General features: G+C 53.0%; 18 protein-coding genes. 8 read left to right on the top strand and 10 right to left on the bottom strand.

Annotated elements, in window-relative coordinates; translation table 11 throughout:
* Positions 1–5: 5 nt before the first annotated feature.
* On the bottom strand, positions 6–1,784 hold the full coding sequence (gene ilvB / locus VMF88_05175; protein HTY10443.1) for a biosynthetic-type acetolactate synthase large subunit: 1,779 nt from the start codon (positions 1,782–1,784) through the stop codon (positions 6–8).
* Between the two features lie 466 nt (positions 1,785–2,250).
* Here ilvB and mnmE point away from each other — a divergent pair, with 466 nt between their 5' ends.
* The 6 genes from mnmE to VMF88_05205 are packed head-to-tail and all read left to right on the top strand — an operon-like array spanning position 2,251 to position 8,623.
* Positions 2,251–3,630 (top strand): tRNA uridine-5-carboxymethylaminomethyl(34) synthesis GTPase MnmE, encoded by a 1,380-nt coding sequence (mnmE, locus tag VMF88_05180; protein ID HTY10444.1) that lies wholly within the window; start codon positions 2,251–2,253, stop codon positions 3,628–3,630.
* A 22-nt stretch (positions 3,631–3,652) separates the two neighbouring features.
* Positions 3,653–5,530 (top strand): tRNA uridine-5-carboxymethylaminomethyl(34) synthesis enzyme MnmG, encoded by a 1,878-nt coding sequence (gene mnmG, locus VMF88_05185; protein ID HTY10445.1) that lies wholly within the window; start codon positions 3,653–3,655, stop codon positions 5,528–5,530.
* Between the two features lie 36 nt (positions 5,531–5,566).
* Entirely contained in the window at positions 5,567–6,304 is a 738-nt protein-coding gene (rsmG, locus tag VMF88_05190; protein ID HTY10446.1) for a 16S rRNA (guanine(527)-N(7))-methyltransferase RsmG, read from the top strand.
* A gap of 4 nt (positions 6,305–6,308) precedes the next feature.
* Positions 6,309–7,256: an N-acetylmuramic acid 6-phosphate etherase gene (gene murQ / locus VMF88_05195; GenBank protein ID HTY10447.1), complete on the top strand. Its 948-nt coding sequence runs from the start codon at positions 6,309–6,311 to the stop codon at positions 7,254–7,256.
* 34 nt (positions 7,257–7,290) lie between these two features.
* The gene (locus VMF88_05200) at positions 7,291–7,989 is read left to right on the top strand and encodes a DUF2461 domain-containing protein (GenBank protein HTY10448.1); all 699 of its coding nucleotides are present in this window, start codon (positions 7,291–7,293) and stop codon (positions 7,987–7,989) included.
* Between the two features lie 31 nt (positions 7,990–8,020).
* Positions 8,021–8,623, top strand: coding sequence for a pseudouridine synthase (locus VMF88_05205; protein HTY10449.1), 603 nt, complete (start codon positions 8,021–8,023; stop codon positions 8,621–8,623).
* A 19-nt stretch (positions 8,624–8,642) separates the two neighbouring features.
* On the opposite strand, the gene VMF88_05210 is transcribed toward VMF88_05205, so the two are convergent.
* The 5 genes from VMF88_05210 to VMF88_05230 form a co-directional block, all read right to left on the bottom strand.
* Positions 8,643–9,683 carry an MBL fold metallo-hydrolase gene (locus tag VMF88_05210; protein ID HTY10450.1) on the bottom strand — a complete coding sequence of 347 codons (1,041 nt, stop codon included), beginning with the start codon at positions 9,681–9,683 and terminating at the stop codon, positions 8,643–8,645.
* 55 nt (positions 9,684–9,738) lie between these two features.
* Positions 9,739–10,575 (bottom strand): MOSC N-terminal beta barrel domain-containing protein, encoded by an 837-nt coding sequence (locus VMF88_05215; protein ID HTY10451.1) that lies wholly within the window; start codon positions 10,573–10,575, stop codon positions 9,739–9,741.
* 119 nt (positions 10,576–10,694) lie between these two features.
* Positions 10,695–12,086, bottom strand: coding sequence for an NADPH-dependent glutamate synthase (gltA, locus tag VMF88_05220; GenBank protein HTY10452.1), 1,392 nt, complete (start codon positions 12,084–12,086; stop codon positions 10,695–10,697).
* A 155-nt stretch (positions 12,087–12,241) separates the two neighbouring features.
* Complete coding sequence (locus VMF88_05225) at positions 12,242–13,102, bottom strand: sulfide/dihydroorotate dehydrogenase-like FAD/NAD-binding protein (GenBank protein ID HTY10453.1); 861 nt, start codon at positions 13,100–13,102, stop codon at positions 12,242–12,244.
* Positions 13,103–13,259: 157 nt separating this feature from the next.
* Positions 13,260–14,159, bottom strand: a complete 900-nt coding sequence (locus tag VMF88_05230; protein ID HTY10454.1) for a Fe-S cluster assembly protein HesB — start codon at positions 14,157–14,159, stop codon at positions 13,260–13,262.
* A gap of 65 nt (positions 14,160–14,224) precedes the next feature.
* Here VMF88_05230 and VMF88_05235 point away from each other — a divergent pair, with 65 nt between their 5' ends.
* Positions 14,225–14,680, top strand: coding sequence for a DoxX family protein (locus VMF88_05235; protein ID HTY10455.1), 456 nt, complete (start codon positions 14,225–14,227; stop codon positions 14,678–14,680).
* 19 nt (positions 14,681–14,699) lie between these two features.
* Here the strand turns inward: VMF88_05235 and VMF88_05240 are convergent, their stop codons facing one another.
* Both VMF88_05240 and VMF88_05245 read right to left on the bottom strand, forming a co-directional pair.
* Positions 14,700–16,787 carry a hypothetical protein gene (locus VMF88_05240; protein HTY10456.1) on the bottom strand — a complete coding sequence of 696 codons (2,088 nt, stop codon included), beginning with the start codon at positions 16,785–16,787 and terminating at the stop codon, positions 14,700–14,702.
* A gap of 42 nt (positions 16,788–16,829) precedes the next feature.
* Complete coding sequence (locus tag VMF88_05245; protein ID HTY10457.1) at positions 16,830–17,252, bottom strand: hypothetical protein; 423 nt, start codon at positions 17,250–17,252, stop codon at positions 16,830–16,832.
* Positions 17,253–17,509: 257 nt separating this feature from the next.
* Here VMF88_05245 and VMF88_05250 point away from each other — a divergent pair, with 257 nt between their 5' ends.
* A complete protein-coding gene (locus VMF88_05250; protein ID HTY10458.1) occupies positions 17,510–18,427 on the top strand; it encodes a hypothetical protein in 918 nt (305 codons plus the stop codon).
* A 21-nt stretch (positions 18,428–18,448) separates the two neighbouring features.
* Here the strand turns inward: VMF88_05250 and VMF88_05255 are convergent, their stop codons facing one another.
* Both VMF88_05255 and VMF88_05260 read right to left on the bottom strand, forming a co-directional pair.
* A complete protein-coding gene (locus tag VMF88_05255; GenBank protein HTY10459.1) occupies positions 18,449–19,330 on the bottom strand; it encodes a CDP-alcohol phosphatidyltransferase family protein in 882 nt (293 codons plus the stop codon).
* 1 nt (position 19,331) lies between these two features.
* Positions 19,332–20,054: a phosphocholine cytidylyltransferase family protein gene (locus VMF88_05260; protein HTY10460.1), complete on the bottom strand. Its 723-nt coding sequence runs from the start codon at positions 20,052–20,054 to the stop codon at positions 19,332–19,334.
* Positions 20,055–20,056 lie beyond the last annotated feature (2 nt).

Below are 20,056 nucleotides of genomic sequence, written 5' to 3' on the forward strand. Positions count from 1 at the left end.
GATCATTATCCTTTAACCAGCGTGATGAGTTCCTCCGACTCGGCCTCTTCTCCGTTGACATTCGACAGTTCTTCATCCGGGACGTCGATGATCTCGTTGTAGGTCTGACCGGCGGGGATCATCGGATAGACGTTGTCTTCCGGAACGACTTTGAACTCCACGATCACCGGCCCGTCTTTTATCGAAAGGGCCTTGCGAATGACATCCTCAACCTCGCCGGTGTTCGTCGCACGGTATCCGGGGCAGCCGTAGGCCTCGGCGAGCTTCACGAAATCGGGCCCGTACATCGCGACGTGCGAATAGCGCTTCCGCCAGAACAGCTCTTGCCACTGCCGCACCATTCCCAGATAGCCGTTATTGAGAATGAAGATCTTTACCGGGACCTTATGCTCAACGCACGTTGCCATCTCCTGGATGTTCATCTGGATGCCTCCGTCCCCGCTCACCGAAATGATCGGCAGATCTTTACGCGCGAACGCCGCCCCCATCGCAGCAGGGAGCGAAAATCCCATCGTCCCCAACCCCCCCGAGGTGATGTGCGTTCGCGGGTGGATATACTTGAAGAACTGCGCCGTCCACATCTGGTGCTGGCCAACGTCGCTGATCATGACCGCGTTGCCGTCGGTGATTTCGCCGATCTTTTGAATGACGTACTGCATGCGGATCAATTTTCCGTTCCGGTAGCGGAGCGGGTGCTCGGCCTTCCATTGCTTGATCGTCTGAAGCCAATCCCGCGTGTCAAGCGGCTCGACCATCTGCCCCAATTTTTGCAAAACCTTCTTCACGTCGCCGACGATCGGGACATCAACTTTCACGTTCTTGCTGATCGCCGTCGGATCGATGTCGATATGGATCTTCTTCGCTTCGGCGGCGAACGCGTCAGGATTCCCGGTAACGCGGTCGTCGAACCGGGCGCCGACAGCGATCAGCAGGTCGCAGTAATGGACCGCGGTGTTCGAGTACCAGGTTCCGTGCATGCCCAGCATTCCCATCGAGAGTTCGTCGTTCTCGGGGTACGATCCGAGACCGTGGAGTGTCGTCGTCACTGGGATCCGCGCCTTGCGTGCAAAACTCTTCAGTTCATCGGACGCGTTCGAAAGAATCGCGCCGCCGCCGACATAGAGCACCGGCCGCTTCGACCGTGCGATGAGCGCCGCTGCTTTTTCAAGCTGCTTCATATGCCCTTCGACGTGCGGATTGTATGAGCGGAGTGAAACCTTTTTCGGATAGTCGAAATGGGTCTTGCTCGCCATGACATCCTTCGGCAGATCGACGAGGACCGGCCCCGGCCGGCCGGTTGTGGCAACATAGAACGCCTCTTTAATGGTCGCCGCCAGTTCCTTGACATCGCGGACGAGGTAGTTATGCTTCGTGATAGGACGTGTGATGCCGACAATGTCGGCTTCCTGGAAGGCGTCGTTTCCTATCAATTTAAGCGCGACCTGACCGGTAAAAACGATGATCGGCACCGAGTCCATGTAGGCATCCGCAATACCGGTGACGGTATTCGTCGCACCGGGACCCGACGTTACGAGAGCCACCCCGGGCTTACCGCTTGCCTTCGCGTACCCTTCGGCGGCGTGTACAGCCCCCTGCTCGTGCCGGGTCAAAATGTGCTTGATATCAGAAATGTCGTGCAAAGCATCGTAGATGCCGATGACCGCACCGCCAGGATATCCGAAGACAATTTCGACTCCCTCCTCAATTAAGGAGCGGACAAAAATTTCAGCTCCCGTCATTAATTTTGCGGGAAGGGGGGCGGCCGTTTCTTTTTGTTGTGCCATAACCGTTCTCAGGTTTTGTGAATGATGTGCGAAAATGTGTACAGCAAATCCAAAGGAGTTTCTGTTTTCCTCCGGAGGTTACGTTTTTTTTAGGGTCTAACTTTGGAAATTTTCGCTGGTGTGTTTGGGTAACCTCCGGTCTGTCTCAGCCTGCAATCGTTAGGCTTAGAATACCCGGTAGAATTCCCAAAATAATAATGATGCCGGCTACAGCGACGAAGAGGGGGGATACGACGAGCAAATGCGCTTCGAACCTCGAACCGCTAGCGATCAAATTCGTATTTTTATTAGTTCGTCTTGACATAACCGGCTGTCTGAGGATGACGATTCATCCAATCCGTTGCACTATAAAAAGATATAAATTTATTAGCTTTTGTCAAGTAAAATCTTCTGTTTTTTGGGTTTAGAACGAGTTTTGCCTAATTGTTTATCTCAAAAAAACGTCTATATTTGGTGTTGAATTGCCATGCTTAGAGAAAGAAACGATACTATTGCAGCGATCGCCACTCCGCTGGGGGAGGCGGGTATCTCTATGATCAGGGTGAGCGGTTCCGCCGCGATAGAGACCGTGGAGAGGGTTTTTCAGGGGACTATATCTCTTTTTGATGCCCCTTCGCATACGGTTCACCATGGAAGGGTGGTGCACCCGAACGACGGGCTTGTCGACGACGTTCTTGTCTCAGTTTTCAGACGTCCCCGCTCGTACACCGGCGAGGACATCGTGGAAATAAGCTGCCACGGAAGTTATTACGTTTCAAGAAAAATTCTTGAGACCGTTATTGGGAGCGGCGCAAGGATGGCCGATCCGGGAGAGTTCACCCACAGAGCGTTCTTAAACGGCAAGATGGACCTGATGCAGGCCGAAGCGGTGGCCGACCTGATCCATTCCAAGACTGCCCTGGCACACAAAGCATCGCTCGAGCAGTTGAGCGGCCGGCTGTCTGCCGCTATCAACGACCTCCGGCAAAAGGTCGTGGACTTGTGCTCCTTGCTGGAACTTGAGCTGGATTTTGCCGAAGAGGGAATCGGGCTGTCGGACAGGCAAAAGACGATTTCATTTTTCGATATAGTAATAACGGAATTAGAAAATCTTATTCGATCCTATAACTCCGGCAAGCTCATTCGTGACGGTGTTAAGGTCGTTCTCGCCGGAAGCCCGAATGTCGGTAAGTCCAGCCTCCTGAATGTCCTCTTGCAGGAAAGCCGCGCTATCGTTAGCGACATCCCCGGGACCACGAGAGACGTGATTGAGGAGACAGTGCTGATCGATGGAATTGCTTTCAGGCTTGTTGATACCGCCGGACTACGGCTGACAACGGATGTGATCGAACGAGAGGGAGTCAAGAGAAGCAATGATCAGATCAACTCCGCCGATCTGATTCTGTACCTCATCGACTCGTCTTCTCCGGCGGACCCAGAGTTTGAAAACTCTCTTGGCTTCCTAAAAGAGCATAAGGAAAAAATTATACTTGTTATCAATAAAATTGACGTTGGACGTCCGAAGCTCAGCGCATTAGCTTATGACAAAATCGAAACTGTGAGTATTTCCTGTAAAACCAAAGAAGGAATAGACAGCCTCGAAAAGAAGCTATCGAACTGGGTGTTGAACCAATTCGATTCAAATTCCTCAAGCATTAAAATTCAAAGTGACCGGCACCGGAAACTGCTTAAGGCGACCAGGGATAGCCTGATCTCGGCAAGGTCTGCGTGCGCGAATAACCTCGGCAATGAGCTGATCGCAATCGACCTGCGGGGAGCCCTAAATTCCCTCGGTGAGATCATCGGATTGACAACTCCGGACGACATTCTTAACAACATATTTTCCCAATTTTGCATCGGAAAATGATTGTTCCACGTGAAACAAGCCAATGCTGACAAGAGAGCCCAAAAAATACTATGATGTGATCGTTGTCGGAGGGGGGCATGCTGGAATCGAAGCCTCGCTGGCTGCTGCCAGGATGGGCTGCAATACGCTCTTGATCAGCCTAAAAATGGCCTCAATTGGCCGCCTTTCCTGCAATCCAGCTATAGGCGGCACAGCAAAAGGCCACATTGTGCGCGAAATTGACGCCCTTGGCGGGGAAATGGGAAAAATTGCGGACGCAACAGGAATCAATTTCAAGATGTTGAACAAATCCAAGGGACCCGCCGTCTGGTCTCCAAGGTCTCAAAACGACCGGGAATTGTATGCCGCCGAGGCGCAGAAAAGGGTTTCAAGAGAGCCAAATCTAGAATTGCTGGAGGATTCGCTTTGTGAGATAAACGTTGATGACGGGATTCTCAGGTCTATGAGAACCTCGGTCTTCGGAGTCATTGAATGCAGATCACTTGTCCTGTCCTCTGGCACATTCCTTAATGGCCTGATGCACACAGGGCTAAAGAATCGGAAGGGGGGGAGGTTTGGGGAACCGCCAGCCACCCAGGTCACGGAATGCCTGAATCGTCTCGGATTTGTTTCGGGGAGGCTAAAGACGGGAACTCCGCCGAGAATAGACATCCGCAGCATTGATCTTTCGCTTGTCGAACCGCAGGAGAGCGACCTCCCTCCGACGCCATTTTCTTACTCGACGGAGAGGATCTCGAACAAGTTGATTCCTATGTACCTTACCTATACGAACAAGGGAACTCACGATATTCTTAGGAAAGGTTTCGATCGTTCTCCCATGTTCACTGGAAAGATCAAGGGAACCGGTCCACGCTACTGTCCTTCCATCGAAGACAAGATTTTTCGTTTCGCCGACAGAGAGCGTCATCAGATCTTTCTTGAGCCGGAGGGGTACGAAACCAACGTGGTCTATGTGAACGGGTTCTCCACCAGCTTGCCGGAGGAGATTCAGTTTGAAGGATTAAAATCGATTTCGGGTCTCGAGCATGTTGAGATGCTCAGGGCTGGATATGCCGTTGAGTACGATTTCTTTCCGCCGAGCCAGCTGAAGCATTCGTTGGAGACGAAACTGGTCTCCGGGCTTTTCTTCGCTGGGCAAATCAATGGCACTTCCGGTTATGAGGAAGCAGCCGGCCAGGGGTTGATTGCCGGGATCAATGCCGCGCTTCATGTCAAGAACCTTCCCCCATTTGTCTTGAACAGAAGCGAAGCATACATTGGTGTGATGATCGATGATCTCATCAACAAGTCCACCGATGAGCCGTACAGAATGTTCACATCTCGCGCCGAGCACCGCCTCCTTCTCCGGCAAGATAATGCCGATAGAAGGTTGATGGGCCGTGGGCACAAGCTTGGGCTTGTTTCACATGGCATGGTGGAAGAGTTGAATTTGAAGGAGAAGGCGATAAGTACTGCCCTGGATTGCATTCAGAAAACTTTTGTCCCTCCCCGGTTGGCAAACAAGCTGCTGAGTGAGCATGGCTTGAGTGAAGCAGCGGAACATGAACAGCTAGCGCAGATCCTTAAACGGCCATCGATAACAATTGATGAAATTGTACCGATGATCGAAAGCGAGGAAGTAAAGAAAGCACTCAACATGAAAGGCGTTAAGGAGCAGGTTGAAATTGACATTAAGTACGAAGGGTACATCAAGCGCGAACTGGATCAAATCAGCAAATTCGAAAAATTTGAGAGCTATGAGATTCCTGACGATTTCGATTTCGCAAAGGTCAAGTCCCTAAGCAACGAGGGGAAGGAGCGGCTTAAGAAAGTAAGGCCAGCATCAATCGGCCAAGCATCAAGGATCTCAGGCGTCACGGTATCGGACATTTCCGTTCTCTCGGTATACCTAAAGAAATAATCTCGTAAAGATGTTCCACGTGAAACCTAACCGAAAATGATTTCGAAACCGATACAGGATGAAATCTGGCTCAGGACAATCGCACAGAAGAATGGTCTATCAATAACGGATATACAGTTTCAAAGGCTTGGCGCTTACGTCGAGCTCCTAAAGCGATGGAATCAAGGCGTCAACTTGATCTCGCGCAAAGATGTCGATCGGATTTGGTCAAACCATATCCTGTTTTCCATCGCATTTCTTTTTAAGGTCGATTTTGCCGGCGGCTGCAGAGTTCTCGACCTTGGAACGGGGGGCGGCCTGCCGGGAATTCCTCTGAGCATTCTTCGTCCCGATGTAAGCTTTGTGCTCCTGGATTCCATCAACAAGAAGATCAAGGCCGTTGAAGACATGGTGCAATCTCTCCAGCTCCCGAATGCGTCGGTCGTTTGCTCCAGGGCCGAGGATATAAACACGAGGAGAGGTTACGCCAATTCGTTTGATGCCGTTATTGCAAGAGCTGTGGCCAGCCTGGAAGATCTGGTCAAATGGGGAATGCCTTTTTTAAGCGTGACCGGCTCGGCCAATATGATATCGTTCAAGCAGGGAAAAGAGACGGTATCGTTTGCTCAAGCTCTGGTGGCGTTAAAGGGGGGAGACCTGACCGCCGAGATGGAGAAAACCGCGAGACGTTACCCGGGCATCAAATTCAGATCGACCGACCTGGTCCTGAACGGAAACGACGTCCTCCAGAACAGCGAAAGAAAATTCATTCTCGTTGAAAACTATCACCGGTGAAATTGTGTCCCCCCGATCAATTCTTTTCGACCGCTTGTTGGATTTAACCACCGAGCAGAGAAACCCCTCATCGATGGATATCGACAATCGGTCGATACAGGAAATTCTCAAGATCATCAATGACGAGGATAAGCGGGTTGCCCTCGCCGTGGAGAAAGAAATCGCTTCGATCGCGCGAGCCGTGGAGATCGTCGTCGAGACATTCAGGCAGGGGGGACGATTGATCTACGTCGGAGCCGGAACCAGCGGCAGGCTCGGAGTGCTCGACGCCGTGGAATGTCCCCCCACGTTCGGCACAAACCCGGAGATGGTTCAGGGAATGATCGCCGGGGGCGAGAAGGCAATGTTCCGCGCGCAGGAAGGGGCGGAGGACAAGGAAGACGGAGGCGCCAAGGACATCGACGAACGTCATGTCAACAATAAGGACACGGTCTGCGGAATAGCTGCGAGCCTCCAAACTCCCTATGTCGTCGGCGCGGTCAAGCAGGCAAAAAAAAGAAGGGCAAAAACAATCTATGTTACTACCAACCCTCGCAAGACACTCTCCCTGCCAGAGTTTCAAGAATTGGCCGGGGCATTAGATGTGGCCATTTGCCCGGAGGTCGGTCCTGAGGTGATCATGGGCTCGACACGGATGAAATCGGGCACCGCGCAAAAGCTGGTCCTGAACATGATCACCACCGCAGCGATGATCAGCATGGGGAAGGTCTATGAAAACATGATGATCGACCTGCAGCTGACCAATCAAAAGCTCAGAGAAAGAGCTAAGAGAATTGTAATGACAATAACGGGTATAGGATATGAAGAGGCCGGGAAGTATCTTGAAAAGGCAGACGGGCAAGTTAAAACCGCCTTGGTTATGATCAAGGGGGGCGTTTCAAAAGGCGAGGCCCGAAAGCGCCTTCAAAAGGCAAACGGTTTCGTGCGCTCCGCAATCAAAAACAATCACTAAGACAAAATCACGTCGGAGGAATGCCGTGAAAGCAATGCCGCTTGATACCGAAAATTTTCCGCCATTTATCGGATTTCCCAAAAAAGGGATCGAATTCCTCAACAAGCTCAAGAAAAACAACAACCGGGAATGGTTCGAGAAACATAAGCAGGATTTCGAATCTGAAGTAAAACTGCCGATGCAGTCCCTGATCGCCTCGCTGCAACCCTACTTCGAATCATTCGCCCCGGAATTTGATGTCAGTCCCAAGCGGTCGCTCTTCAGGATCTATAGGGACATCCGCTTCAGCAAAGACAAAACTCCCTATAAAACCCACGCGGCTGCCCATTTTGTCCTACGCGGAAAGCCCAAAGGGATCGAGGGATCCGGCTTCTATCTTCATATTGAACCGGGAAGCGTCTTTCTCGGGGGCGGAATCTACATGCCCGACAGCGACCAGCTAAAAAAGATCCGGCGAGCAATCGCCGGCCAGTCCAAGGAGTTTCTCGGGATTGTCAAGGATAAAAATTTTGTCAGAACATTCAAGGGGATCGATGGGGACAAATTGCAGCGAGTTCCAGCCGGTTATCAGCCCGATCACCCGATGGCTGAATGGTTAAAACTTAAGCAGTTCTTTGTCGGAGTCGATTGGAAGGAAGAAAAATGCTATAAGGCGCAATTCGTGAAGGATGTCGCCAAAATTTTTGAGCAGGCGATGCCGTTTATTTCTTTTCTCAACGCCGCAATGAAATAATGTTCCATCGCTTTTTATTTTCGCCTTCACCGTGCCCGTTTCATTGAGCGATACAAAACTTTACTATCTCCTCTACAAACCGTACGACGTACTCTGCCAATTCACCGACAGCCTCGGAAGAAAAACACTGAAGGATTTTGGCCCTTTCCCGAGAGACGTGTACTCCGTCGGACGTCTCGATCTCGACAGCGAGGGCTTGCTGCTCCTGACGAACGACAACGAGGTGAACCATCGGCTGACGGAGCCCGAATTTGAACACCCCAGAACTTATCTGGTGCAGGTAGAAGGCATTCCCTCTCAGGAATCCATCGAACGGCTGAAGGGGGGGGTGATCATTCAAGGGGAAAAAACAAAGCCGGCAGAAGTCCGTCTTCTCGAACATGAGCCGCAGGTTCCGCCGCGAACTCCCCCGATACGCGAGAGAAAAAGTATTCCCGCCTCCTGGGTCGAAATGACGCTGCGCGAAGGGCGCAATCGGCAGGTTCGAAAGATGACCGCCGCTGTCGGCCACCCGACGTTACGATTGATCAGAACAACGATCGGCGAATTAACGCTCGGGGGTTTGAAACCCGGCGACGTGCATCGGCTTTCAGAAACGGAAGGAAAAAATTTACGGAAATTTGTCGGATTGTAATTTCTGCGAACGGCAGCGTCTACCATTCTCTCGTTTCACCGATCATGAACACAAGGAAATTTTCCTGCGGGAGCTGCCGCCTGACGACTTCATTGCGAAGTTTCTCAGGAGGCTCTTCGAGCGGTTCGTCGGATTTCTTGAATGTTCCCCAGTGAACAGCCAGCATTTTTCTCGCACGAAGGTCGAGACACGCTTGCACTGCTTCGGCCGGGTCCATATGAATAGGCTTCATCAGCTCTCTCGGCTCATACGACCCGATCGGGAGGAGCGCAAGGTCAAACGGCCCGAACCTTTTCCCGATCTCTGCGAAGCCGCTGAAGTACCCTGAATCCCCTCCGAAGTACAGCTTTCGTCCTTTCCCGAGCAGCACCCAGGAACACCAGAGCGTCGTATTGCCGTCGCTTATCCATCGTCCCGAAAAATGCTGCGCCGGCGTGCAAATAATCTTCAGCCCCTTATACGTCACTCCTTCCCACCAATCCAGTTCCTCGACATTCGAAATCCCCCGGTCTTCGAACCAGTCGCGTATCCGTAGAGGAACAAAAAACCTTGTGTTCGGATTCTTCGACAGTTTCAGAATCGTTTCTTCATCGAGATGGTCGTAATGGTTGTGAGAGATCAGAACGATATCGATCGGCGGAAGTTTGTCCATCGCAATGCCGGGGGGTAATACGCGCGTTTCGCCGGCCCACGCCACCGGACCGATTTTGTCGCTCCACACAGGATCGGTAAGGATGTTGAGACCTTCAAATTGGATGAGGCATGTGGAGTGACCGACCCATGTGATGGTGTACGGTTTGTTTTGTTTGAGGACGGAGCCGTCGTTGTAGGTGTGCGGGATTTCACCGGTCGGCTTCGCGAACCAGTCCCCCAGCCTGCCGATGGCCCACGGCATCATTTTCGTGAACGAAGTTTCATGGAAGGATGAATCGGTGTTCCTGAATCCCCCCTCGGTATGATGCGCCGGCGCGGGCAATTCGCTGTTCTCTTGCGCTCTGAGTACCGGGATGGCAAGAACAATGAGAAATGCAAGAACGCAGGTTTTATGGAGGTGATTCATGAGGAAGAAAAAATGCGCTGTCGCGACCCGTATCCATATCAACGGACCGGAGCTGCTAATGTTTCATGCTCCCCGCCGGAAACACTGGTTTTTTCCATGAAAGGACTTTTACGGCGTCCCCTACGCGCAGGGTCCCGCTTTTTTCCGGAATGATGTTTTGTCCAAAGAGAACTTTCCCCCCTGCATTTCTGTAGTTCGAAAGCGTTGCCAGCGGCTCCTTCCCCTGAACCCCGGTCGCCTGGTCGACCGTCGGTGTCACACACCGTGCGCACGGCTTTACGACCTCAAAGATCATTTCACCCACGCCGATCTTCCCCCATCGGTCTTCATCGTAGGCATTGCACCCCTGGATGACGATATTCGGGCGGAACCGGTTCATCGGGACGGGAGTTGCCAGCCTGGAGTTCAAATCGCCGAGCGTCGTTTCGGAGATAAGCAATAGAGGGAACGCATCCGCAAAGCTCACAATATCCCCATCACTCCCATAATCAGGGTCAACTGGACGAATGACCTCCTCCGGCATGAAGACGACCCGGCATGAAACGCCGAGAAAATCGCTGAACCATTTTCTTGCTTCTTCGCCGGCAGAGACTCCCTCGGTAATGTCATCGTGAATTTGGACCTTGACAGCGTTCTTCGAGCCCGGTTTCATCGGGATGTCGAGCGGCGGCATTCCTGATGCCGATACTCCAATGGCACTATTCTTGATCGCTGTTGAGACCAAAGCCAATCGCGGATAGTCTCGCTGCGATAGAAAAATCCCCTCATCGTCCACCACCATCCACCGGCGATCGTATTGAATTCCCCGTCGCTCAACAAGGGCGCTTTGCAGGGAGATCCCTTTCGTCGACTTGATCGGGTAAACATTTATTTCGCACAGGGTCATCGGCATCGCACAAGAAGGATGGTGAGACAAAACGCACAAATAATATAGCAAGAACTTTTGTTCTTTCACAAATAAAAAAACCCGGCAATCGGCGGCCGGGTTTTGCAATTCAATGATAAACGGTCCTATTTTTTCGACTGGACATATTCGTGGATCGCCGCGGCGGCTTTCTTCCCTGCGCCCATTGCTTTGATGACGGTTGCCGCGCCGATGACGATATCGCCGCCGGCCCAGACTCCTTCGCGCGAAGTTTTTCCGGTTTCATCGGCGATGATGTTGCCGTACTTATTCGTCGTCAACCCGGGCGTGGTCTTATTGATGAGGGGATTCGAGCCGTTTCCCGTCGCGACGATCACCGCTTCGACGTCAAGGACAAATTCGCTTCCTGCGACCGGAACCGGCTTTCGTCTTCCGGAGGCGTCCGGTTCGCCGAGCTCCATCTTCTGGCATTCCATTCCGACAAGCCATCCGTTGTTTCCGATGAAGCGGGTCGGATTTGTAAGAAGCAGGAACTCGATCCCTTCCTGCTCGCCGTGATGGATCTCTTCCTTTCGCGCCGGCATCTCAACGCTCGAACGGCGGTAAACGATGTAAACTTTTTCTGTCCACGGCAGCCGGCGTGCGGTGCGCGCCGAATCCATCGCCGTATTCCCGCCGCCGATGACGGCGACATGTTTCGCCATCGGCACCGGCGTGTCCGCGTGGTTCGGAAATTCAAACCCTTTCATCAGGTTGACGCGGGTCAGAAATTCGTTCGCCGAATAGACTCCGTTCAAATTCTCTCCCGGAATCCCCATGAAATACGGGAGCCCGGCCCCCGTCCCGATGAAGACGGCATCGAAGCCGTCCTCATTCATCAGCTCGTCGACGGTGCGCGTCATTCCGACGACAAAATCGCACTGGATCGTAACGCCCAGTTTTTCCAGAAAGCTCACTTCGGCATCGACGATCTGCTTCGGAAGACGGAACTCCGGAATTCCGTACACAAGCACGCCTCCCGGTTTATGGAGCGCCTCAAAGATCGTGACCGCGTGGCCGAGCTTTGCGAGGTCTCCGGCGCATGTCAATCCCGCCGGCCCCGCGCCGATGACGGCGATTTTCTTTCCGGTCGGCGGCGCGATCACGGGCAGAGAAACGTTGCCGGTCATCCGCTCCCAGTCCGCCACAAATCGCTCAAGCCTGCCGATCGCTACCGGTTCGACCTTGGCGCCGATCGTGCAGACCGCTTCGCATTGCTCTTCCTGCGGGCAGACTCTGCCGCAGACGGCGGGGAGCGCATTCGTTTCCTTCAACGTCTGCGCGGCGAGCGGGAAATTTCCCATCGCAACATGGAAGATAAACTGCGGAATCTTGACGTTGACGGGACATCCCTCCATGCATTTCGGGTTCTTGCACTGGATGCATCGTTCGGCCTCCTCCACCGCCATTTCGGCCGTGTAGCCGAGAGGAACCTCCAGGAAATTTTTCGCGCGTTCCAGCGGATCCTGTTCCGGCATGCCATGGCGCGGGATCTTCATTCTCTCTTTGTTGCTGAGTTTTCTGGCCGGCTGTTCTGCTATTTCGCTGCTCATTTCTGATAATGCAATTGATTTAATTTTGGGGATTATCCTTCATCCGGCTTTTGTGACGCCGGATCTTCCAGTTTTGCTTCCTGATTTTTCATTTTCAATCATTACCATGCCGCTGTTTCGCGATGTTCCTGCGCTTCGCATATCTTCTCGAAGATATCGAACGAGATCTTTTCCTGCGGAGAGTACATTTTCTGTCTCGCCATGAGCAGCTCAAAATCGACGGCGTGAGCGTCGAACTCCGGACCGTCGACGCACGCGAACTTCATTTTATTCCCGACGACGACGCGGCATGCGCCGCACATTCCGGTTCCGTCCATCATGATCGGATTGAGGCTGACGAGCGTCTGCACGCCGAGCGGCCTGGTCAGGTCCGCGACCGCTTTCATCATCACCACCGGGCCGATGGCGAGGACGACGTCGACCGGTTCCCGTTGCTCGAGCATCGACTTCAAGATCGTTGTCACAAAGCCTTTTGTGCCGTAGCTGCCGTCATCCGTTGCAATGCGCACCTCGTCCGAAATTGCGCGCATTTCATCTTCCATCAAAAGGAGGTCCTTGGAGCGGGAACCGATGATCGAGATCGTTTTATTGCCGATCAGTTTATGTGCGCGCACGATCGGGTGGATCGCCGCAATTCCGAAGCCGCCGCCGATGGCGACGAATGTCTTTCCCGGTTCGACGTGGCTCGGAACTCCGAACGGCCCCACAACATCCATCAGAGAGTCTCCCGCTTTCATCATGCTCATCATCGTCGTCGTTTTACCGACCGCCTGAACGTAGAGCGTGATCGTCCCCTGAACGGCATCCCAATCCGCAAGCGTGATCGGAATTCTCTCCCCCTCTTCATGCAGCCGCAAAATCACAAACTGTCCTGCCCGCGCTTTTTTTACGATCTGCGGCGCCTTGATGACGTAGCGATATACTTTTGCGGCGAGGTCGTTCTTTTCTACGATTGGATACACATCTGCACCGTGGTCGTTAAAGGAGTTTCTCAATATTATTCCAACTAATGTGCCACACATTCTTTAGAGGGATTCTGATCAGATTAAACGGGAGGGTGTTCAGAAATGGGAAAGGGGTTGCTCCCCTTTCCAAAAATAGGAATGGGCGGAGGCGAAGTTAGAGCGGAAACTCTTTGGTATGCCAGTCTTTTGTCATATCCATCCAGAGGAACAAGCCGCGCCATTTGCCGAACGGTGCGTAATATTTTTCGATCGTCGAGTCTTTAACTTTTCTTCCGTTCTTAAAAAGTTCGTAAAATTTTCCCCGTCCCCACGAATCAAGCCCGAGGTAATCGTACCTCCCGAGAAGCTTTAAAATATTTCCGGCAGCGTACGGACCGATCCCCTTCACCTTCCGGACCTGTTCGAATAAATCTCCGGTCGGAAGGTCCGATGTTCTCCATGCTTCCAGCGAAATTTTTCCTGCTGCAATGTTTCTTGACAGCTCCAGAATGTACGGAGCCCGGTAGCCGCACCGGATTTCTTTCCGAAGGAACGACTCGGAAGAGGCGGCGACCGCTTCCGGCGTAGGAAATGCATAGACATCGCCGCGCACGCGGGCGCCGAGTTTCGTCACCAGAGCATCGACGATGGATTCCGTCAGCGCCCAGCTGCAATTCGTCGTGCAGATCATCTTGACGGCATCCTCAAAAACTGTCGGGCAGCGAAGGAGTCTTCCGGCGTTGACCTTGGAGATCCACCGGTAGCGGGGAAATTTTCTCGCCTCGGCGTAAAATTCTTCGAGCGGTTCCTCGACGCGAAGCATGGAATACAAGTATTTCGTGATCCGGGAGATCTTTTGCCGCGAAGGGACCGATCGCTCTTCGAGAGAAACCACGAGCGTATGCTTCTTTGCGGATACAGTGATATCGTCGTATCCTCCGTTTCCATTGGGAACAACCGCGGACAGGAGGCGTTCGTCTTTGTTCATACGGAACGGGGGGAGCGCGCACCATCCATGGCTGTAGACCGTTGCCCAAAAATTGAACGTTCGCGGAACGGGGAGAGAAAATTTCATAGTGGGCGCTGCGATTTGATTTTAATGGTTAATTTTGCGTTTTTGTTCGAGAAAAAAGGAGTGCTATGAATCAGAAATGGGTCGCTTTCCTTCGCATCGCCATCGGCGTCTTTTTTATCGCTCAGGGCCTGAATAAACTCAACTGGTATACGACGTCTGAATTTCTCCGCACAAGTCTCGACCGTTATGCGCAGAATCCGCCGCCGGCAGCGCTCTGGTATCAGCAGCATGTCGCCTATCCCGGCATTGAAGCCTGGTCGCGGATGATCCCGACGGGAGAAATGCTGATCGGGGTCGCGCTGGTGCTCGGACTTCTTACCCGCGCAGCCCTCATTGCTGCCATCGCGCTTGTCGTTAATTACCAGTTGACAAGCGGAACTTTGTTTGCTTTTTCCTTCTTTGCTAATCCGTATGCACTCGTCGTTCTTTCCTGCCTTTTTTTTCTGCTGGCATCAAGAGCGGGAAGCGCTTTTAGCATCGACGGGTCTGCGCGAAAGAAAACATCCAAAGCAAAAACGTAGCCCGCGAAAAACGCATCGTTCAATATTCCCCGTACCAAAATTCGTCGGTGGGGACAAATCTTTGCTGCAAATATTTTTGCGCTTCGGTCAGTGCAATTCCATAGAGCGCAGGATCACGCCCGGCCAGCGTGAGCCCGAGCTTGTATAATTCGACAGCTTCATCGCGCTTTCCCTCCATTTCAAGAACGTTGCCGAGCCGGATCAAACTCAGGATGGAATAGAGCTGCGTCGGCTCGCGGGCATCGAGCGCGGAGGCGCGGCGAAAATATTCTTCAGCCTTTGAAAGATCGCCTTTAATGACCGCGGATTTTCCGAGCGAGAAGAGAGAGATATTGTTCCATCCGGTAAGATTGTTCGGGTCCAATTGCAGAATGATATTCGCCTCGCGCTCGGAGTTGATAATGTCCCGGTCGAACACCCGGAAGCTTACGGACGTGCGCGCGTGCGCAAGAAGCCTCAGGCGGGGAACCCAGCGAAGAAGCTTGTAGCCGGGGTCGAGCTCGCTCTGGTCCGGCAGGAACGGGAGGGTGAATTCAAACTCCTGATCCTGGCGCTGAACGAATACTCTCTTGGTGACGGAGCGGGTCGAACCGGAAAAAACAAGATCGACCGGCGCCGTAAACAGATCCCCGCGCTGAGAGATCACCGCTTTCACCAAAAAGCTTCCCCTGTTCGTCTCCGACGCGTTCGTCGAAAGAAGCAATTCGGGGAAGCCTGTTTGAGCGAACCATTCCTTGAAGAACCAATCGAGCGGCGAGCCGTACGACTCTTCACACAATTGTTGGAACGTTTCAAGCGAAATCGGCGTACGCCTGTAATCACGGTAGAGCCTGTCGATGACGGCGTCGAATGCCGTCTCCCCCATAACGTATTCCAGCATCAGAAAAACATACGCCCCCTTGCTGTAAAAAACATTCCGTTCATTCTTTTTCGAATTGTGGACCTGCGCCAGCGTCTGAGCCGGATAAAAATCAAGCGCCCCGGAAAGGAAATCGAGCCGTATCCGCTGCTGAGCTTCATCATCCCTCCCCGCTTCATGAAGAAAAAATTTCGCCGCAAGATATTCCGACCACCCCGCTTCAAAGACAAACGTCGATTCCGTCGCCGGCAGGCTGAAAAGGCGTGCAACTTGCCGGACCCATCGGTTCCTTGCCGGCGCGAACAGGACCAGTGAATCGGCGGAGGAAAACTGGTACGAGCATCGTGCAATGATCAATCCGTTGTTCGAGCTCCATTCAGCGGAACCATCGTCCGTCCCGATGACAACGGCGCGAAGTCCGTCGGCCGAACTGTCCCGCCCTGCAATGGACGAGAACCATGAGTACGAATCGCGGAGCTGCCGCAGCACCGCTGCTGCGAGTTCGCCGGGATATTTTTCCCTGTCGTACCACAGGGAATATTGCACGCTGCTGTCGTTTGCCGTCATCGTTTGCCGCGCGAATTCGACCGACCCGCAAAGGACGAAGCATGAGCTCAGCGGCATCGGATGTTCATACGCAAAGATTTCCGACGTCGTCGCACCCGTTGTATGTATCGAATCGGGCTTGCCGTTCGCCACCGCCACATACCCGGATGGAAATACTGCTTCCAGGGCGACCGGGGCACGCTCGGCCGACACGGAACCGGCTGCACGCGAAAGCACCGGCCACCATGGAACGGCGTTGTTCGATGAGAGAAGAAATTCTTTCGCATCGATAAACGACGGTTCCCAATTGAGGCTGTCAAACGTTTCCTCATAAGAAATCCTCAACGGGAAGGATGTTCTCCCTCGTGCGCTGTCGGGAATTGTGATGGCAACATTTTTAACGGAATGATCCGATGGAAGATCCTCTTCCGCAGCATCCAGTTTCCGGTCGCTGGAATCGCGGACCGAGCGGATCGTCGCCGCGGGAGCGACGGCAATGATCAGCCGGAACAGAGAGTCCTTCGGAAGGCGGACCTGAATTTGCGCCTCCCCCCGGATCGAGTGATGCTCGATATCGAGTTCAATGCGAAGGGAATAGCGTTCGATCGATGCAGCGGTTCGTAAAGAATCCGCCTGCGCGGCCATGCGCGCCGGCAGCGCGATGGCTGCAATGAAAAAAAAATATCTGAAAATAAATTTCATTCGTTTAGGAAAAGGGGCACATGCACGACGGGTGAGAACATGTTACAGCTCGACCGGATGGTCAATATCCATTTCCGCAGTCAGAGAGGCGTTTGCGTAGACGATGTTCCGGCTGCCGGACGGAACGAGTATCGCCCAATCTCCTTTTTCATTTCGTACTTCGCTGCCAAAGAGTTTGCGGAGGCGCCCCTCGGTGAATTTTTCCCAGAAGACCCAGCCGAAGTACGCCTGCGCCCCTTCGATGTAAAAGGCCGGAACGCGCTTTCCTTCGTCGCACGGAATGTCGCCCACGACAGAGGGAAGAAAATTCTTTTTGCCCATCTCTTCAATAAAAACGTTGGTCACGTCGATGCCACCGAAGATCAACTCGTGCCTTGACCGCTTTACGGTCCTGCCGTCAATAATTTCTCTGAACGCATCGCGCAACCGCTTGTCGAGCTGGCTCCGCATATTTGCCGTCGTCATCGAACATCCTCCAACGCCGCATGCGCAATGATTTGCTTCATCGGGAAAATATAACACACACCGGAGCGAGAAGCAAAATCGTCGTTATGGCGGTGAATCAGCGCTTTCCGCCCGAAAAGCATCGTACCCTAAAGTAAAAACTCCCCGCGCCCAAGAACTGTTCCCTGCGTTCGCCCAGATCCCGTTGACATTCTCTGAGGCGTTGGATATATTGTTCGAAATTGTCTTTTTTTGAAGCACAGCGTGTCAACGAAAGTATGCCCGTAGCCGCTCTCGACAGGGAATCGCAGAAGAAAATCATCAGCGAATATTTGAAGGCTGCCGACCGGTACATTAAATCGGCGGAGTTTGCAAAAGCGCTGGATGAGGTCAATAAGGCGCTCGGCGTCGAGCCGAACAATATGTACGCCGCCGCGTACAATGAGCGGATCAAGGTCGCAATGGAGGCGGCGCGAAAGAAGGATGAGGAAGAGCGGCTCAAGAAGCAGGCGGAAGAACAGAAGAAAGCTCAAGCGACGGCGGCAAAGCCGGCAGACACCGCTCCCCGGGCTGCGAATGCTCCCGATGCAAAGCCGCAACCGGCACCTGCGCAAGCGACTGCACCGACGAGTGCACAGCTCCCGGGCGACGATATGATCGCGAAAATAAAAAAAGATGCCCTGGACTCGGCCGAGAAAAAAAACGACGCGCGGGTAGACCTGCTCAAGCAGGAATTCACCTCTTCCCAGCAAAAATATCAGGATGATATCGCGCGGCTCGCGGCGGAAGCCAAGGGGGCCGTTACGGCAAAGGAGAATGCGGAGAAAAAACTCGCGGAACTGCAAGCCCAAATTGGAAAAGGAGATGCCGGTTCTTTGCACGTTCAGGCCATCGATCTCCTGGGAAAATTATTCCGCAAAGCATGGGAGGACGGCGTCATCTCTCCGGACGAACGCGAGCTTTTAACGATCGTGAAAAATGCAGGGGGAATGTCCGATGAAGATTTTTCAAGAATGGAAAATGAAAGCGGTTCGTCCTCGTACATCGCACATCTTCGCGAAGTATGGGAAGACGGGGTCGTGACCCCGGAAGAATCGGAAGCGCTCGAGGCGCTTCGCAAGTCGCTGAATATTTCCGCCGAAGAACATTTCAAGCTTGAAGCCCAGGTCCGCAAAGAAAAACAGGCGAAGAAGTAGTTTTCTTCCCTGTACCTGCGATCAATGGTATCCCCTCCTTACTCGTTTCGCCAGAAATGATCTCCGATAGAGGATCGCTGAGAACCAAACAGCGTTAAACAAAATTATCGAGAGAAAAAGATACAACCGGAGGTTGTTGAGCAGCAGACAGGCCGTTAGAACGACGTATTCGGTGCCGAACCCGAGAAACCCGCCGAGCCGCAATCCAACTGCGTCTTCGTACCACGCTTTCGCCGCCGACTCGCTGTTTCCCGCCCGGCTTCCCAGACACCACGCATCGAGCCGTTTCATCAGACGATCCTGCCAGCCGTAGAAGAGATAGAATATTTTCTGCAGCTGGAGAGTAAGGGCGTCTTCCCGAAGATCCTCATCACGCAGTTCCTCCGAAAGCCGGTTCAATTCGTACTCCTTCTTTTGATGAAGGAACGAGGCCTGGTAAAAGACGTGGTATGAAACGCGGAGGCTGATCCCCACGAACCCAACGAACGAAATGAGGAATGCGGGAAAAAGGGGGACGCCGCTTCCCAAAAGAACCTCGCAAATCCCTCCGAAGAGGAACAGGTCGACAATGTAGTCTCCAATCGAATCGAGAAACCTTCCGCGTCTGCTGTATATCTTTTTTGCGCGCGCCAGCTGCCCGTCCGCCGAATCGAAAATATCTTTCAAATAGAAGCAGAGCGCGGCGGCGACAAAATGCGTTTCTGCAGCCGCGAGAAAAATTCCTCCGGCGATTCCGAAAAGGGTAGAAACGATCGTAAGCTGGTTCGGCGTGATCGGGGTGCCGTACAACGCGCGAACGACGATTCCGGCTACCGGCCGCTGCAGGTACACGTTGATGAGTTCATCGGAAATGTCCGATTTTACGGAGGCAGCGTAGCTGTACGAAGGAGTGGATTGATCCATCTTATGAAAAAAGGGACTCGGCTGTCTGCAAATCTTCGGGCGTATCGACCTCAATGGAGCGGTACTTACCGGCATCGATCGCATAGATCTTTGTCCCGCCGTCGATCAACTCCTGAAATGATGCCTCATAAAATTCATCGACCCGGTTTTCCGTTTTGATCCTTTTTTCCAGCGTGTCGTAAAGTTTTGTCGTGTCCCCCCGCGAGAATTTTTCGATGCCGATCGATTCGCCGAATGCTGACGCTGCGGGAAGTTCCTTGCCGATGCGGATGATTTCTCCCCCCTCCTTCACCTCGACCTTAACATCTTCCGCTCCGACGCTGTCCGACGTTCTTACCGCGAGAGTTGTTTCACGCGGCGATTTCATCACGAGCGGAATGATCTCATCGTCAAAGAGGATATCGCCGTCCAGCAGAAGGAGCTCATGGCCGATGATTTCGTCCCGCGCCAGCAGGAGCGAGAACGCGTTGTTGGTCGTATCGAACCGATTGTTGACGACGAAGGTAAAATCGAGCGACGGGAAATTCCGCTTCAGAAAATTCTTGACCTTCCAATCCTGAAAACCGACGACGATCGTGAAATGGATGATACCCGCGTGAAAGACCGCCCGGATGGTCCGTTCCAGGATCGTCCGATGGCCGATCTGGAGAAGGCATTTCGGAGTCGAGTCGGTGAGAGGGCGAAGCCGGGAAGCGGTCCCGGCGGCAAGAATAACGCAATGCATGA

The organism is Bacteroidota bacterium, assembly GCA_035506275.1.
GTDB lineage: Bacteria > Bacteroidota > Ignavibacteria > UBA10030 > UBA8401 > JAGVPT01.

Excerpts from the sequence above, each read along its gene's own strand:
- VMF88_05235 (HTY10455.1), top strand. The coding sequence starts at position 14,225 with ATGAATCAGAAATGGGTCGCTTTCCTTCGCATCGCCATCGGCGTCTTT.
- VMF88_05200 (HTY10448.1), top strand. The coding sequence starts at position 7,291 with ATGCCGCTTGATACCGAAAATTTTCCGCCATTTATCGGATTTCCCAAA.
- gltA (HTY10452.1), bottom strand. The coding sequence starts at position 12,086 with ATGAAGATCCCGCGCCATGGCATGCCGGAACAGGATCCGCTGGAACGC.
- VMF88_05260 (HTY10460.1), bottom strand. The coding sequence starts at position 20,054 with ATGCATTGCGTTATTCTTGCCGCCGGGACCGCTTCCCGGCTTCGCCCT.
- VMF88_05255 (HTY10459.1), bottom strand. The coding sequence starts at position 19,330 with ATGGATCAATCCACTCCTTCGTACAGCTACGCTGCCTCCGTAAAATCG.
- mnmG (HTY10445.1), top strand. The coding sequence starts at position 3,653 with ATGCTGACAAGAGAGCCCAAAAAATACTATGATGTGATCGTTGTCGGA.
- VMF88_05245 (HTY10457.1), bottom strand. The coding sequence starts at position 17,252 with ATGACGACGGCAAATATGCGGAGCCAGCTCGACAAGCGGTTGCGCGAT.
- VMF88_05250 (HTY10458.1), top strand. The coding sequence starts at position 17,510 with ATGCCCGTAGCCGCTCTCGACAGGGAATCGCAGAAGAAAATCATCAGC.
- rsmG (HTY10446.1), top strand. The coding sequence starts at position 5,567 with ATGATTTCGAAACCGATACAGGATGAAATCTGGCTCAGGACAATCGCA.
- VMF88_05215 (HTY10451.1), bottom strand. The coding sequence starts at position 10,575 with ATGCCGATGACCCTGTGCGAAATAAATGTTTACCCGATCAAGTCGACG.
- VMF88_05230 (HTY10454.1), bottom strand. The coding sequence starts at position 14,159 with ATGAAATTTTCTCTCCCCGTTCCGCGAACGTTCAATTTTTGGGCAACG.
- VMF88_05210 (HTY10450.1), bottom strand. The coding sequence starts at position 9,683 with ATGAATCACCTCCATAAAACCTGCGTTCTTGCATTTCTCATTGTTCTT.
- ilvB (HTY10443.1), bottom strand. The coding sequence starts at position 1,784 with ATGGCACAACAAAAAGAAACGGCCGCCCCCCTTCCCGCAAAATTAATG.
- mnmE (HTY10444.1), top strand. The coding sequence starts at position 2,251 with ATGCTTAGAGAAAGAAACGATACTATTGCAGCGATCGCCACTCCGCTG.
- VMF88_05240 (HTY10456.1), bottom strand. The coding sequence starts at position 16,787 with ATGAAATTTATTTTCAGATATTTTTTTTTCATTGCAGCCATCGCGCTG.